At 67.0% G+C, this 13,511-nt stretch carries 13 protein-coding genes; 10 read left to right on the plus strand and 3 right to left on the minus strand.

Features of this window, described 5'->3' with window-relative positions:
- Nucleotides 1-75: 75 nt before the first annotated feature.
- The 6 genes from P9A17_RS20415 to P9A17_RS20440 all read left to right on the plus strand — a co-directional run bounded on the left by P9A17_RS20415 (nucleotide 76) and on the right by P9A17_RS20440 (nucleotide 5,205).
- Nucleotides 76-933, plus strand: coding sequence for a hypothetical protein (locus tag P9A17_RS20415; protein WP_278040514.1), 858 nt, complete (start codon nucleotides 76-78; stop codon nucleotides 931-933).
- An 83-nt stretch (nucleotides 934-1,016) separates the two neighbouring features.
- The gene (locus tag P9A17_RS20420; protein WP_278040515.1) at nucleotides 1,017-1,997 is read left to right on the plus strand and encodes an ABC transporter substrate-binding protein; all 981 of its coding nucleotides are present in this window, start codon (nucleotides 1,017-1,019) and stop codon (nucleotides 1,995-1,997) included.
- Nucleotides 1,994-2,998, plus strand: coding sequence for an iron chelate uptake ABC transporter family permease subunit (locus P9A17_RS20425; RefSeq protein ID WP_278040516.1), 1,005 nt, complete (start codon nucleotides 1,994-1,996; stop codon nucleotides 2,996-2,998). The genes P9A17_RS20420 and P9A17_RS20425 overlap by 4 nt, the downstream gene beginning before the upstream one ends.
- Complete coding sequence (locus P9A17_RS20430) at nucleotides 2,995-4,017, plus strand: iron chelate uptake ABC transporter family permease subunit (RefSeq protein WP_278040517.1); 1,023 nt, start codon at nucleotides 2,995-2,997, stop codon at nucleotides 4,015-4,017. Before P9A17_RS20425 ends, P9A17_RS20430 begins: the two co-directional genes overlap by 4 nt.
- On the plus strand, nucleotides 4,014-4,811 hold the full coding sequence (locus tag P9A17_RS20435) for an ABC transporter ATP-binding protein (RefSeq protein ID WP_278040518.1): 798 nt from the start codon (nucleotides 4,014-4,016) through the stop codon (nucleotides 4,809-4,811). The genes P9A17_RS20430 and P9A17_RS20435 overlap by 4 nt, the downstream gene beginning before the upstream one ends.
- A gap of 64 nt (nucleotides 4,812-4,875) precedes the next feature.
- Nucleotides 4,876-5,205: a cupin domain-containing protein gene (locus P9A17_RS20440; protein WP_278040519.1), complete on the plus strand. Its 330-nt coding sequence runs from the start codon at nucleotides 4,876-4,878 to the stop codon at nucleotides 5,203-5,205.
- A gap of 6 nt (nucleotides 5,206-5,211) precedes the next feature.
- Here the strand turns inward: P9A17_RS20440 and P9A17_RS20445 are convergent, their stop codons facing one another.
- Complete coding sequence (locus P9A17_RS20445; protein ID WP_278040520.1) at nucleotides 5,212-6,591, minus strand: amino acid permease; 1,380 nt, start codon at nucleotides 6,589-6,591, stop codon at nucleotides 5,212-5,214.
- Between the two features lie 152 nt (nucleotides 6,592-6,743).
- Between P9A17_RS20445 and P9A17_RS20450 the strand changes: the two genes are divergently transcribed.
- Complete coding sequence (locus tag P9A17_RS20450; protein WP_278040521.1) at nucleotides 6,744-7,397, plus strand: glycoside hydrolase; 654 nt, start codon at nucleotides 6,744-6,746, stop codon at nucleotides 7,395-7,397.
- On the opposite strand, the gene P9A17_RS20455 is transcribed toward P9A17_RS20450, so the two are convergent.
- Both P9A17_RS20455 and P9A17_RS20460 read right to left on the minus strand, forming a co-directional pair.
- Nucleotides 7,378-8,412, minus strand: coding sequence for an alcohol dehydrogenase catalytic domain-containing protein (locus P9A17_RS20455; protein WP_278040522.1), 1,035 nt, complete (start codon nucleotides 8,410-8,412; stop codon nucleotides 7,378-7,380). The genes P9A17_RS20450 and P9A17_RS20455 overlap by 20 nt on opposite strands.
- A 55-nt stretch (nucleotides 8,413-8,467) precedes the next feature.
- The gene (locus P9A17_RS20460) at nucleotides 8,468-10,486 is read right to left on the minus strand and encodes an alkaline phosphatase family protein (RefSeq protein WP_278040523.1); all 2,019 of its coding nucleotides are present in this window, start codon (nucleotides 10,484-10,486) and stop codon (nucleotides 8,468-8,470) included.
- Nucleotides 10,487-10,744: 258 nt separating this feature from the next.
- Here P9A17_RS20460 and P9A17_RS20465 point away from each other — a divergent pair, with 258 nt between their 5' ends.
- The 3 genes from P9A17_RS20465 (at nucleotide 10,745) to P9A17_RS20475 (ending at nucleotide 13,439) form a co-directional block, all read left to right on the plus strand.
- Nucleotides 10,745-11,581, plus strand: coding sequence for an ABC transporter ATP-binding protein (locus P9A17_RS20465; RefSeq protein ID WP_278040524.1), 837 nt, complete (start codon nucleotides 10,745-10,747; stop codon nucleotides 11,579-11,581).
- Entirely contained in the window at nucleotides 11,578-12,597 is a 1,020-nt protein-coding gene (locus P9A17_RS20470) for an aliphatic sulfonate ABC transporter substrate-binding protein (RefSeq protein WP_278040525.1), read from the plus strand. The genes P9A17_RS20465 and P9A17_RS20470 overlap by 4 nt, the downstream gene beginning before the upstream one ends.
- A gap of 188 nt (nucleotides 12,598-12,785) precedes the next feature.
- Nucleotides 12,786-13,439, plus strand: a complete 654-nt coding sequence (locus P9A17_RS20475; RefSeq protein WP_278040602.1) for an ABC transporter permease — start codon at nucleotides 12,786-12,788, stop codon at nucleotides 13,437-13,439.
- Nucleotides 13,440-13,511: the final 72 nt, after the last annotated feature.

The following is a 13,511-nucleotide window of genomic DNA, read 5'->3' on the forward strand; positions in this document are numbered from 1 at the left end:
ACGCTGGGGTCACGGTTGGTCGTGCATCGGCGCGTCGTTGACGCCAGCGAAAATCACGCCCTTACATTCGGCCGCATGACCGACATGACTCGGGCCGCGTTGGCAGGCCCTCTACGGTGCGGCGCTGCCGCGCTCTGGGTCGCCATCGCCGCGGCCGGATGCTCTTCTGCCCCTGCGAGCGAAGGTTCGGCAAACCCGGGAACCTCCCAGCCGGCCATCACCGGGTCGATCGACGACTGGCAGGCGGCCGTCTGCCGCGACGACACCGAGACGGCGTCGGGCACCCGCCACACCGTCGAGGGCACCACGTGCGTACCGCAAGACGGCGACGGCGTCGTGAACTTCGACCACTTCGAATCGGAGCCGTCGATGACGTCGGTGCTGTCCTGGCAGCCGTCCACGTATGTGGCGCACGCGGTTGTCGAAGGTAAGCCGTTGGCGATCTGGACGCCGTCCGGCGAGGCCGAGGACCTCGAACCGCTCAAGCAGTACGGCTTCACGCTGGCGTCCTATCAGTCGCCGTTGGTCGAAGCGCTGCCGGGCAGCACGGTCCCCGCCGCGGTCCCGGCAGTGTCATCGTCGGACGCGGTGACACTCCCAGCGAACCAGTACGGCTACGTCGTCGTGCAGACCTCGGCCGGCGACACCCAGTGCATCGTCGACACCACCTACGTCGGCTGCGAGACCGACGGCATGAACTGGGCGCAGCATGTCGATGGCAGCGGGCCCTATCACGGGGTGCGGATCAACCCGGACGGCACGGGTTCGTGGGTGGACGGGAACCTCGGTGCGCCGACACCGACGACGTTGGCCGACAAGCCCTACCGGGCGCAGGGGTGGACGATCGTGTCGAGCCCAGCGGGTATGCGGTTCACCAATGACAAGACGGGCCACGGCGCCACCGTCAGCGCGGCGAAGGTGGAGACCTTCTAGACGTTTGGCCGAACCTCTCGGCGGGGACCAAGTAGAGGCTGCCCTTACTCCTGAGGGCGGTTCACCCGCCCGAGAGGAACCCTATGAGAGCGCGGACAACGGTCGCGCTTCTGCTCGTCATGCTGCTCACCGCTTGCGGGTCAGGCGGCGGCACCGAGGCCGGTGAAGGCGGATGGTCCTACCTCTCCGGCGATGGCAAGACCTATACCGCCGAACAGGTTCCGACGCGCATCATCGCTCAGGGTGAGGCGGCGGCTGCGCTCATGAGTTTCGGCATCAAACCCGTCGGGGTGTTCCTCAACGAACCATTGGAGGACTCGAAGGCGCTGGCGGGAGTGAACCTCGACGGCGTCGAGATCCTCGGCGAGACCTGGGGTCAGATCGACGTCGAGCGCGCGGCCGCGCTGCGGCCCGACCTGATCGTCAGCGCGTACTGGCCGGTCGAGGAGGCCTACGGCGGACTCGAAGAGGGCGTCGAAGAGAGCGCCAAGAAGGTCGGCGAACTCGCGCAGGTCGTCGGACCCACCACCGGCGAGTCCGTGCAGACGATGCTCGACGGTTTCGAGCAACTCGCGATCTCGCTGGGCGCCGACGTCGGCAGCCCCGACATCGCGAAGGACAAAGCCGATTTCGCCGCTGCCAGAGACCGGTTCAGCCAGGCGGTGGCGGCCAAACCGGGACTGGTCGCGATGGCGGCCTCCCCGACCGACGAACTGCTCTACGTCGCGGTGCCCGAGCATGCCGCCGAACTGACCGACTTCAGCGATTGGGGAATGGACGTCCTGGTCCCCCGCGACCCCGATCCGGCGTTCCCGTACTGGGAGAACCTGAGCTGGGAGAACGCCGACAAGTACCAGCCCGACCTGATCCTGTTCGACGACCGGACCTACGACTCGGCGATGGCCGCCGCGGACCGGCAGCCGACGTGGAAACGCATCGAGGCCGTGCAGGCGGGTGCGATCACGCCGTGGCCCGCCTTCTGGATCAGCACGTGGGCATCCTACGCCGACCAACTCAACCGCCTCAGCGACGCCGTCGACAAGGCGGACCCCGACCTCACGTGACCCGCACCGCACGTTTGCGCACACTGCTGGTCGCTCTGCTGGCAGGTCTGGCGGTCGTGGCATTCTTCAGCGTGTCGGTGGGATCGCGCGACGTCACGCTGATGACGGTGTGGTATGCGATCGTCGATTTCGATCCGCAGTCGACCTCGCAGACGGTGATCCGCGACATGCGAGTGCCGCGCACCCTCGTCGGTCTGCTGGCTGGCGTGGCGCTCGGGCTCGGCGGCGCCATTTTGCAGGGCGCCACCCGAAACCCATTGGCGGACCCGGGAATCATGGGAATCAACGCCGGGGCCGCCGCCGTCATCGTCACCGCCGTGCTGATCTTCGGCCCGACTCCGCTCAGCGTCTCGGTCGTGCTCGCCTTCCTCGGCGCAGGCGCGACAACGGCGCTCGTCTATCTGGTCGCGTCCTTCGGAAGGGAGGGTGCGACGCCGGTCAAGCTGGCGCTCGCCGGTGCTGCGGCAAGCGCCGGGTTGTACTCGGTGACCACGGGTGTGGTGATGATGAACGTCGACGCCCTCAACGAGTTGCGCTTCTGGCAGGTCGGTTCGCTGGCAGGCCGATACTGGCCGGTGCTGATCCAGACGGCCCCGTTCCTGATCATCGGCGCGCTCGCCGCGCTGCTGTGCGGACGCCTGCTCAACGGGCTGTCGCTGGGCGATGACATGGCGGTCGCACTCGGCCAGAACGTGCGGCGCACGCGGATCGGCCTGTTCGTCGCGGTGGCGGTGCTGTGCGGCGCGGCAACAGCGGCCTGCGGCCCGATCGTGTTCGTGGGCCTGGTGATTCCGCACATCGCGCGGGCGATCTGCGGGCCCGATTACCGCTGGGTGCTGGCATTCACCGCGGTGCTCAGCCCGATGGTGTTGTTGACGGCCGACATCGTTGGCCGGCTGATCGCTCCGCCCGGCGAGGTTCAGGTGGGAGTCGTGCTCGGGGTGCTCGGTGCGCCGGCGTTCATCGCGCTCGTGCGGCGACGGGATCTGGCGGAACTGTGACGGTCGCAGCCACCGCCCGCATCGCGCGACGCCGCCGAGTCGTCGCGGTGACATCGGGGCTCGGGGTCATCGTCGCGGCTTTGCTGGTCGGCACAATGATGATCGGCGACGTCGCGCTCGGCCCCTGGGAGGTGTTCGCGGCCGTCACCCGCCTCGGTGACGACGCTGCCGTCGATTTCATCGTGCTCGAGTTGCGGCTGCCCACCGCGTCGACCGCACTGGTGGCCGGCGTGGCGCTCGGCGTGGCGGGCATGATCTTTCAGACACTGCTCGCCAACCCGTTGGCTTCGCCGGATCTCATCGGAATCTCTTCCGGCGCCAGTCTTTTCGCGGTCGGCTCGATCGTTTTCCTGCACGCCTCAGCGATCGTCGTGGCCGGAGCGGCGTTGTCAGGCGCGTTCCTCGCCGCGGCCCTGATCTACGTGCTGGCCTTCCGCGACGGGCTCACCGGCTACCGGTTCATCCTCGTCGGGATCGGTGTCACGGAGTTCGTGACGGCGCTCATCGCCTGGGTGCTCGCCAAGGCCGAGATCAACGACGCGCGGGAGGCGATGACGTGGCTCGTCGGTTCCGTCGGGCAGGCCGGTTCGCTGCAACTGCAACTGCTGGCCGGCGGCGTCGCGGTGCTGGTTCCGCTGGCAATGGCGGCAGGACGTATCCTGCGGCTTCTCGAACTGGGCGACGACAGTGCTCACGGACTCGGGTTGCGAGTCGAGGGGGCACGGCTGGCCATGATCGGCGTGGCGGTCACGCTGACGGCGCTGGCCACCGCTGCCGTGGGACCGCTCGCGTTCGTCGCGCTGACCGCCGGACCCATCGCCGCCAGGTTGTTGCGCGGCGCGGGAGTCGGCATTCTCTCGGCGGGTCTTGTCGGCGCCGTCGTGGTCCTGGCGGGTGACCTGGTCGCGGCGCACGCGCTGCCCGTTGCGCTCCCGACGGGTGTCGTCACCGGTGCGGTCGGCGCTCCATATCTGATCTGGCTGCTCGCCACCGTGAACCGGGAAGGACGGGGAGGATGACCACCGACCACCAACTCAAGGCCACCGGGTTGACGCTCGGGTACGGCGACACCGACGTGGTGCGCGATCTCAGCGTGGACATCCCTGCCGGCAAGGTGACCGTCATCGTCGGGGCGAACGCGTGCGGCAAGTCGACGCTGTTGCGCGGTCTGGCCCGGTTACTCAAACCGCGAAGCGGCACAGTCGAACTCGACGGCGACTCGGTGCATCAGATGGCCGGGACATCGGTCGCCAAGATCATCGGGCTGCTCCCCCAGTCCCCCGTGGCGCCGGACGGGATCACCGTCGCCGACCTCGTCGGCCGCGGCCGCTACCCCCATCAGGGCTGGTTCCGCAGATGGACCGCGGCCGACGACGCAGCCGTCGAGGAAGCACTGCGGGTCACGTCGACCAGCGTGCTCGCCGAACGCCCGCTGTCGTCGCTGTCGGGCGGTCAGCGCCAACGTGTCTGGGTGGCGATGGCGCTGGCGCAGCAGACCGACATCCTGCTGCTCGACGAGCCGACCACATACCTCGACATCAACCATCAGATCGAGTTGCTCGACCTGCTGACCGACTTGAATCGCACCAGGGGAACCACCGTCGTCATCGTGCTGCACGATCTGAACCTGGCGTTTCGATACGCCGACCACGTCATTGCGATGAAGGACGGCGCGATCGTGCGACAGGGATCGCCTGCCGGCGTGGTCGACGCCGAACTGGTCGGCGCCGTGTTCGGCCTGGACTGCGTCGTCGTCGGCGACCCGCTCGGCGGCTCGCCGATGGTGGTGCCCCGCGGCCGTCACCATTCGTGAACGCTGCACCACCGTAGGCGACCCTTAGTTGACGACACGGCGATCCGGGCATGGAATGGCAAGCATGCAGAAGGTGTCGATCGAAGCGCTGGCCCGTCAGCAGTTGTCGCAAGCCGCCGCCAGTGGGCGCAACGCGGCCGACACCGTGGTCGGCGGTCACGAAAAAGTGCTGCGCCAGACCGTGATCGGCATGATGTCGGGCGCCGAACTCGGCGAACACGAGAACCCCGGCGAGGCGACGCTGTATGTGCTCAAGGGCTCGGTCCGGCTGGTCGCGGGCGATCAGGAGTGGGACGCTCGCACCGGTGACATGCTGCTGATCCCCGACACCAGGCACTCGTTGGTGGCGCTGGCGGATTCGGCGCTGCTGCTGACCGTCGCGAAGGTGTCCTGACGGGTCTCAGCGTGAGACGAGTTCACCCTTCCGGGCATGCCGGCGATGCACGACCACACCCGCGGTGACGATGAACGCGGCCGACACCACCGACAGCGCGATGGCCTGCTGCTGATCGGGGTCGAACGCCATCAGCACGAGCACCAGGACGATCAGCCCGATCACGGCCACCGTCAGATACGGGAACAGCCACATCCGCACGGCGGGTTTCTCCCCGGCCGCGCGCATGGACCGTCCGAGCACGAACTGACTCGCGGCGATCGCCAGATAGACGAACAGCGCCACGGCTCCGCTAGTCGCCAGCAGATAGCCGAAGATCTTTTCCGGTAGCAGGTAGTTGCCGATGACGGCGAGGAACCCGACGATCATCGACGCCAGCACCGCAACCCACGGAACACCGTTGCGCGTCAGCTTTTTCACCGCCTGGGGCGCATCCCGGCGCTCGGCGAGCGAGAAGAGCATCCGCGATGCGGTGTAGAGCGCGGAGTTCAGACACGACGCCACCGCGGTCAGGATGACGAGGTCCATGATGAGCTTGGAACCGGGAATCCCGATGGCTTCCAACGTCGTCTGATAGGACCCGTCGGCGAGCTGGTCATACGGCATCAGCGCGACGATGACGAAGATGGAGCCGATGTAGAACAGCGAGATCCGCCAGATCACCGAGTTGACCGCGCGGGAGATGCCCGATTCCGGATTGGGTGATTCGGCGGCCGCGATGGTGACGATCTCGGTGCCCATGAACGAGAACATCGTGATGAGCATCGCCGCGACGACTGCGCCGAAACCGTTGGGCATGAAGCCATCCGGTTCCCAGAGGTGATGAATGCCGCTGACCTCGGAGTCAGGGATGAGCCCGAAGATGGCGGCCGCGCAGATCCCGATGAAAGCGACGATGGCGACGACTTTGATGAGCGCGAACCAGAATTCGAATTCCCCGTAGTTGCCGACACTGATCAGGTTGGTGATGGTCAGCAGCAGGGTCACGGCGAGAGCCCAGATCCACTGCGCTCCCCCGACGAGGTTGGTCAGGATGTCCGCGGCGGCAGTGGCTTCGACAGGGATGACGAGCACCCAAAACCACCAGTACAACCAACCGATCGAGAATCCTGCCCACCCGCCGAGCGCCCGATCGGCATACACCGAGAAGGACCCGGTGTCGGGGTTGGCGACGGCCATCTCCCCCAGCATCCGCATCACCAGGACGACCAGGGTGCCCGCCATCAGATAGGACAGGATGACGGCGGGTCCGGCTTCTTCGATCGCGTTGGCCGATCCGACGAACAGGCCGGCCCCGATGATCCCGGCGATCGAGATCATCGTGATGTGTCTGGGCTTCAGGCTGGTCCCCAAGCCAACGTTTCCGGGCCTATCATTTCCGGCCATTGCACACGCCCCCTCGGTCGTTTACGCGTGCCGCGCTGCACAAGACAGACCGCACGCATTCCCGGAACGCGTCGCAACGAAACCGATGACGCTTGGGACGCGTTGCCGCCAATTGCCATCTGAGGCGCAACGCTGACATTAAGGTGCTCTCCGTGGGCACGAACTTGTGGGCCAAGGGCAGAGGGCGGTGGATGGCGGTCGGCGCCTCCCTCGTCATCTCGGCCGGCATGGTCTACGCCCAGCAGACCCAGCCTGCGCCGCCGCAACAGCCGGCGTCACCCGCGGCGCAGATGCCGGCATTCAACCCCAGCCCGCCGTCGACGCCGGTGCCGACCGAGGCGGAACTGCTCGCCGCGACGGCCCCTGCGGTGGACGCCCGGGTGTTCGATTTCGCGCTGCCCAAGGGCATCGCGCCCGAAGGCGGCCTTCAGAGGCACACCATCTGGGTCGCACGGGCGATCAGCGCGATGTTCCCCGAGATCAAGACCATCGGCGGCTACCGCCAGGATGCATTGAAGTGGCATCCCAACGGTTTGGCGATCGACGTGATGATCCCCGACCACAACAGCGAGGAAGGCATCGCCCTCGGCAACCAGATCGCCGGATACGCCCTCGCCAACGCCGAACGTATGGGTGTCATCCACGTGATCTGGCGACAGGGTTTCTACCCCGGCATCGGAGCACCGAGCTGGACGGCCGATTACGGCTCCGAGACCCTCAACCACTTCGATCACGTGCACATCGCGACCGACGGCGGTGGCTACCCGACCGGTGACGAGACCTACTTCATCGGGTCGATGAAGTAGTACCGGCCATCTCCAGAACGATCCGGAACCTCGCCTGACCCGACATCATCCTGTCGTAGGCCTTAGGCGCCTCGACGAACGGCATCGTCTCGATCATCGGCGTGATGCCCGCTGCCAGACTGAAATTCAGGTTGTCCTCATTCTCGATCGGCGTTCCCGTCAAACTGCCGACGATGCTGCGGCCGCCGAAGATGAGGTCCGAGGTGCCCACCTCGAGCGGGTCCGGTGCGGCGCCCACGACCACCAGTTTTCCGCGAGGCCGCAGTCCGGCTACCAGCGGTGTCATCGAGGCGCCACTGGCGGCGGTGGCGAGGACCGCGGCGGCGCCGCCGAGGGCGTTCAATGCCGCCGCCGGATCGTCGGCGCTGCTGTCGATGTAGTGATCGGCCCCCAGAGTGGTTGCCAGTGACGACTTTTCGGCGCCGCGGGCGATGACGGCCACGCGGTGCCCGAGTTTCTTGGCGTATTGCACGCCGAGGTGGCCGAGACCACCCAGGCCCTGAACGGCCACCAGGCTTCCCGGCGGGGCGTCGGCGGTGCGCAGTGCATTGAAAGTGGTGATGCCGGCACACAGCATCGGCGCGGCCAGTGCCGCGTCGAACTCGGCGGGCACCCGCACCAGCCCGCTGGCTCGCGCATAGACGACCTCGGCGTAACCACCGTCGACGGATGTGCCGGGCAGCGCTTGGTCGGTGCAGTTCACGTAGTCACCGCGCCGGCACCATTCGCACTGCCCGCACGGTCCGCCCAGGAATCCGAGTCCGACCCGGTCCCCGACCGCCCATGCGGTCACACCGTCGCCCACCGCATCGACGACGCCGACGACCTCGTGGCCGGGGACCACCGGTTGATCGGGTTGGGGCCGTTGACCTTCCACGGCGAGGACGTCGCTGTGGCACACTCCGCAGCTGAGCACGCGTAACCGCACCTGGCCCGGCGCGGGATGAACGAGATCCCGTTCGACGAGCTCGAAGTGACGTTGACCAGTTACCTGGTAGGCGCGGTAGGTCGGCATGTTGCCGAGATTAGGCGGCGACCGCCGCCGGCGACATTCCTGCTAGCACCCAAGCTCAGACCGCGACGGCCGCCGCCCCGCACGAGAACAGTGCGCTCGACACCCGGCCATCGGTGCATGCCACCGCGACAAGGTCCGGCGTCGACGACTCCTCCGGCGGCCACGGGAACGTCGGCGTCGCCGGACGCTCCAGCGGGAAGATGCTGGCCCCTTCGACTCCGGTGAGCCGCGCGACGATCTGGGCCACGATATTCGTTGCGATGTAGGCGATGTCACCAACGATCTTGACCGGAATGATCGCCAGCGAGGCCAGCGGGCTGATCAGGAAGATGTCCTGATCGGCCAATGACTGCAGGCCCGACGTGATGCCGTTGACGATGTTGTCCACGTAGTAGGGAATCGTGGCGGCGATGGTGCGCACGCTCAGCGCGATGTTGGTGCCGATGTCCGGGTAGCCGTACATCGCGATCGCATCCTGAAGTGCCTTGCGCAGCAACGCATCGTCGTCACCCGGCAGCACTGTGCTGTCGTCGAGGTCGGTCAGGGAGACGCCGTCGGCATCTTCGGCCGGCTCGAAACCGAACAGGTGCATGACCGTGGGGGTGACGTCGACGATCGAGTACTTGAGGTTCACACCGCCCTCGGTGAACAGAAGAGGGTTGTTCGCGATCACGAATGTCGACGTCTCATCCGGCGATTGGAAGCCGTGGCCGAAGCCCTTCTGAGGTTGGTGGCCGTGATCGGTGACCATCATGATCGTCCACTGCTCGCCGGTGAGAGCTTCCCAGTTGTCGACCGCCAGCATGATCTCGCCGAGGTTCTCGTCGAAATTGGCCAGGGCTTCGAGGTATTCGGGAGAATCACCGCCGAACATGTGGCCGTTCTCGTCCACTCCGACGAAGTAGCTGAAGATCAGGTTCGCGACGTCGGCGCTGGCGGCGGCGATCGCGGCTTCGGTGTACTCGCCGACCAGGTCGTCGGCTTCGAGCCAGCGCGGATCGTTCTCCAGTTCGGGCACGTTGATGATGGTGTCGGCGCCGAGTCCTGACGCCGCGATCGCCGAGATGACGTTCCAGTTGGCGATCGACGTGGTCGACGCGCCGGGGTTCAACGTCTCGAGCTGGGTGAACATCGTGGGCCACTTGTCATACGTCCACGGGGTGAAGACGTTGTTGATGACGCCGGTCTTCTCGCCCCACGCCCCGGTGAGGATCGACGTCCAGGACGGGTTCGAGATGGTGGTGTGCCCAACGATGGTCGAGGCGGCCGTGGTGCTGCCCTGGATCAGCTTGAAGAAGTTGGTGGTGAGCTCGGGATGGGCGAGGACACGGCTCAGGTTGGTGCCGTCGACGCCGATCACCAGGACGTTGGGGGTACCGACGTCCTGCGCCTCGATGTCCTGGGTGGTGATCGCGGCCCGGCGCAGGGCGTTGCGTTCCAACTCGTCGCGCGCTGCGGCCAGCGACGCCAGGAAGGTGGAGCCCTGCAGCGGCGTCGCCGGAGAGGGCTTCGCGGGTGTGAGGAGTGCAGTGACGACGTCGGTGATGACGCTGACGAGCGTCGGCTTGGCCGCGGCAGGCTGCGGGGTCGCCGGTGTGGCCGGGGCCGACGGCGCCTTGGGCGGCGTCTTGGACGGCGCGGTGGTCTTCGTCGTCGCGGCCACCGGCTGCGCTTCGTCTGCCTCGTCGTCGGCGACATCCGCGACATCGGCTGTGGCCGCGTCGTCGGCCTCGGAGGCTGACGCGACGTCGTCGTCGTCAGCGGCGTCGCTGCCGCCGCCCCCGGTCGACGCCACTTCGGCATCAGCATCGGCGTCGTCATCGGCTTCGTCGTCGGTGGCGTCGTCGGTGGCGTGAGCATCTGTGGAGTCGTCGGCGCTGCCCCCACCCTTGGCGTCCGACGTGTCCGACGGCGCGCCGGACCTGTCGGCTTTCGTCGTCGAGGACGATTCGCTCGACGACGACGAATCGGTGTTGTCGGCGTAGGCGACACCCGATGTGGACGCGACAGCCCAGCCGACTCCCAGCGCCACCGCGAGTGCTCCGACGCGACCAATGTTGTTGGCGTGACCCATGAGATTCCTTACGTCGGTGCCACGACGACGGACGCGCGCGACGTCGTTGTCGGCTGTGGGCTGATTGTGCTGTCCGTAAATTACGCGCTGGCAATGGTTCGCTGGACAGGATTCGACGACTTCGCTTCGAGTGGTGTCCGAAGTCTCGGGAAGTGTTCAAACCAGCGTGCGCGTAACCAGCGACTCGGCGGATCGTCTGCGCGAGCATGCGGATGAGTTCGAATTCGTTGGCAACCCCGTCCGGCTGGAGTCACCCGTATGTCCGCGCGTACCCCGGCCATACGCGATCGTGTCGCCGATCAGGCATTTCCGGTCTCGCTCGAGTCTCTGGGCCGCTCGTTCCCCGTCGGCAAGAGCGGTGCCCGCCCGGTATTGCACGACATCAATCTGGACATCGATGCAGGCGAGATCGTCGCGATCCTCGGGACGAGCGGCTGCGGCAAATCGACGCTGCTGCGCATCGTCGGAGGACTCGACTCCCCCACGACAGGCGTCGCGCGCATCGACGGCACGCCCGCGAAATCCTTCGACCCGCGGTGCGCGGTGGGTTTCCAGGAGCCACGCCTGATGCCGTGGCGCACGATCGCCGACAACGTCGCCCTCGGGTTGCCGAGGCGCGGACCGGCCGCGGCCGGCAAGGATTCCGTCGCCGAACTCCTCGAGTTGGTCGGGCTCGCCGACTTCGCCGACCACCGGCCCCGCGAGGTGTCGGGCGGCATGGCGCAACGGGCCTCATTGGCGCGGGCACTGGCGCGAAACCCCGGGGTGCTGCTTCTCGACGAGCCGTTCGGCGCTCTCGACGCGCTGACGCGGCTCAAGATGCAGGACCTGCTGTTGGACGTGCACGAGGCGGCGCCGGCGACCGTCCTGCTCGTCACCCATGACGTCGACGAAGCGTTGCAACTTGCCGACCGGGTGATCCTGCTCGGCCGCGACGAAGAACGACCGGGCGCCTCGATCCAGCAGACCGTCGTCGTCCCCGGGCGGCGACCACGCGACCGCGGTTCCGCAGAACTCGCAGAACTGCGCGCTCGACTCCTCGCCGGCCTCGGCATCGCCCGCCACGACCGCACTGACGAAAGCAGGACAAGATGAAACGCGAACTCAGAGCGGCGCTGACCGCGATCGTCGCCGTGTCGGCACTGATGCTGAGCGGCTGCGTGTCCGGAGAGGGCAGCTCGCCGACTCGGTCGGCGGACGGCGGTGACGGCGTCGACGGCCAGACACTGAACATCGACTTCGCCACGTACAACCCGCTGAGTCTGATCATCAAGGACCAGGGCTGGCTGGAAGCCCAGAGCGTCACCGTGAATTGGGTGCAGTCGGCAGGGTCCAACAAGGCGAATGAAGCGCTGCGGGCGGGAGCGATCGACGTGGGTTCGACGGCCGGCTCGGCCGCGCTCCTCGCACGGTCGAACGGTTCACCGATTCAGGTCATCGCCCTGTACTCCCAACCCGAGTGGGCTGCCCTCGTCGCACCCGCGGGCAGCGACATCACAAGCGTCGGGCAGCTCAAGGGCAAGACGGTCGCGGCGACCAAGGGCACCGACCCTTACTTCTTCCTGCTGCAGTCGCTGGAGGCCAATGGCCTTACCGCGCAGGACATCACGGTGCAGAACCTGCAGCATGCCGACGGCTGGGCAGCCTTGCAGAACGGGTCCGTGGACGCGTGGGCGGGGCTCGACCCGATCATGGCCGGCGCCGAGGAGACCGGAGCGACGCTGTTCTACCGCAACATCGATTTCAACAGCTACGGCTTCCTGAATGCGCGAGAGGACTTCCTGGCCGAGAAGCCGGAGCTGGCGCAGCTGGTCGTCGACGCGTACGCGACCGCGGCGGTGTGGGCGGATGAGCACCCGGAGGAGACGGCGCAGATCCTTGCCGACGTCGCGGGTCTGCAGCCGGCGGTGGCCGAGAAGGTGATCCGGGAGCGCTCCAACCTCGACGTCGATCCCGTACCCGGTGCGGCCCAACTCGCCGTGCTGGAGAAGATCGGGCCGGTGTTCGTCGAACTCGGCGATGTGCCCGACCAGAAGCAGGTCGACGATGCGCTCGCGAGCATCGTCAACGACACCTTCGTCACGCAGGCCGACGCGGCGCGTCTCGGATAGGTGCGATGACCGTCGACGAGAGGATCGCCGTCACGGCGCCGTCCGAGGCACCCGATACCGGGCAGCCGCCAGGGCGCGTCGCTGTGACCGAGCGGCGCTGGCTGCGCTTCGTAGGTGGTGCGCTGCTGCCGCTCGCTGTTCTCGTCGTGTGGCAAGCAGTCTCGGGCTTCGGGTGGGTGGCGCCGTCGATGCTGCCGTCGCCGGAGATGGTGTGGAACGCAGCGGTCGATCTCACCGAGCGCGGCCTCTACGGGCAGTACATCGCGATCTCCACGCAGCGTGTGCTGATCGGCTTCGCGATCGGTGCCGCGGTGGGGCTGGTGTTCGGGGCGGTCGTCGGGTTGTCGCGGTACGCCAACATCCTGTTGGCGCCGAGCCTCGGCGGTGTCCGGGCAGTGCCGTCGCTGGCGTGGGTGCCACTGCTGATCCTGTGGTTCGGAATCGGCGAGGGATCGAAGATCATCCTGATCGCGATCGGCGCGTTCTTCCCCGTGTACACGGTTGTGGGTGCGGCGCTCCGGCACGTCGACGCGCACCTCCTGGAGGCGGGCCGGGCGTTCGGCCTACATGGTCTGGCGTTGTTCGCCACCGTGCAGTTGCCTGCCGTCGTGCCGTCGACGGTGTCAGCACTGCGGCTGGCGCTCGCACAGTCCTGGCTGTTCCTGGTGGCCGCCGAGCTGATCGCCAGCTCGATGGGGCTGGGCTTCCTGCTGCTCGATTCGGGTCAGAACGGGCGTATCGATCGGATCTTCCTGGCCATCATCTCGTTGGCGCTTCTCGGGAAGATCACTGATTCGTTGCTCAGCCTTTTCGAGCGGTGGGCGATCGCGAAATGGACGTAGCACCTGCACGCCGCAGCAATGTGGCGCAGTGCGCGCGCTCGATTCTGACGAATGCATGACACGCCTGACCCA

It is taken from the genome of Mycobacterium sp. 236(2023), from assembly GCF_029623955.1.
GTDB lineage: Bacteria > Actinomycetota > Actinomycetes > Mycobacteriales > Mycobacteriaceae > Mycobacterium.

Excerpts from the sequence above, each read along its gene's own strand:
- P9A17_RS20415 (WP_278040514.1), top strand. The coding sequence starts at position 76 with ATGACCGACATGACTCGGGCCGCGTTGGCAGGCCCTCTACGGTGCGGC.
- P9A17_RS20435 (WP_278040518.1), top strand. The coding sequence starts at position 4,014 with ATGACCACCGACCACCAACTCAAGGCCACCGGGTTGACGCTCGGGTAC.
- P9A17_RS20460 (WP_278040523.1), bottom strand. The coding sequence starts at position 10,486 with ATGGGTCACGCCAACAACATTGGTCGCGTCGGAGCACTCGCGGTGGCG.
- P9A17_RS20470 (WP_278040525.1), top strand. The coding sequence starts at position 11,578 with ATGAAACGCGAACTCAGAGCGGCGCTGACCGCGATCGTCGCCGTGTCG.
- P9A17_RS20465 (WP_278040524.1), top strand. The coding sequence starts at position 10,745 with ATGTCCGCGCGTACCCCGGCCATACGCGATCGTGTCGCCGATCAGGCA.
- P9A17_RS20445 (WP_278040520.1), bottom strand. The coding sequence starts at position 6,591 with ATGGCCGGAAATGATAGGCCCGGAAACGTTGGCTTGGGGACCAGCCTG.
- P9A17_RS20420 (WP_278040515.1), top strand. The coding sequence starts at position 1,017 with ATGAGAGCGCGGACAACGGTCGCGCTTCTGCTCGTCATGCTGCTCACC.
- P9A17_RS20440 (WP_278040519.1), top strand. The coding sequence starts at position 4,876 with ATGCAGAAGGTGTCGATCGAAGCGCTGGCCCGTCAGCAGTTGTCGCAA.
- P9A17_RS20475 (WP_278040602.1), top strand. The coding sequence starts at position 12,786 with ATGCTGCCGTCGCCGGAGATGGTGTGGAACGCAGCGGTCGATCTCACC.
- P9A17_RS20455 (WP_278040522.1), bottom strand. The coding sequence starts at position 8,412 with ATGCCGACCTACCGCGCCTACCAGGTAACTGGTCAACGTCACTTCGAG.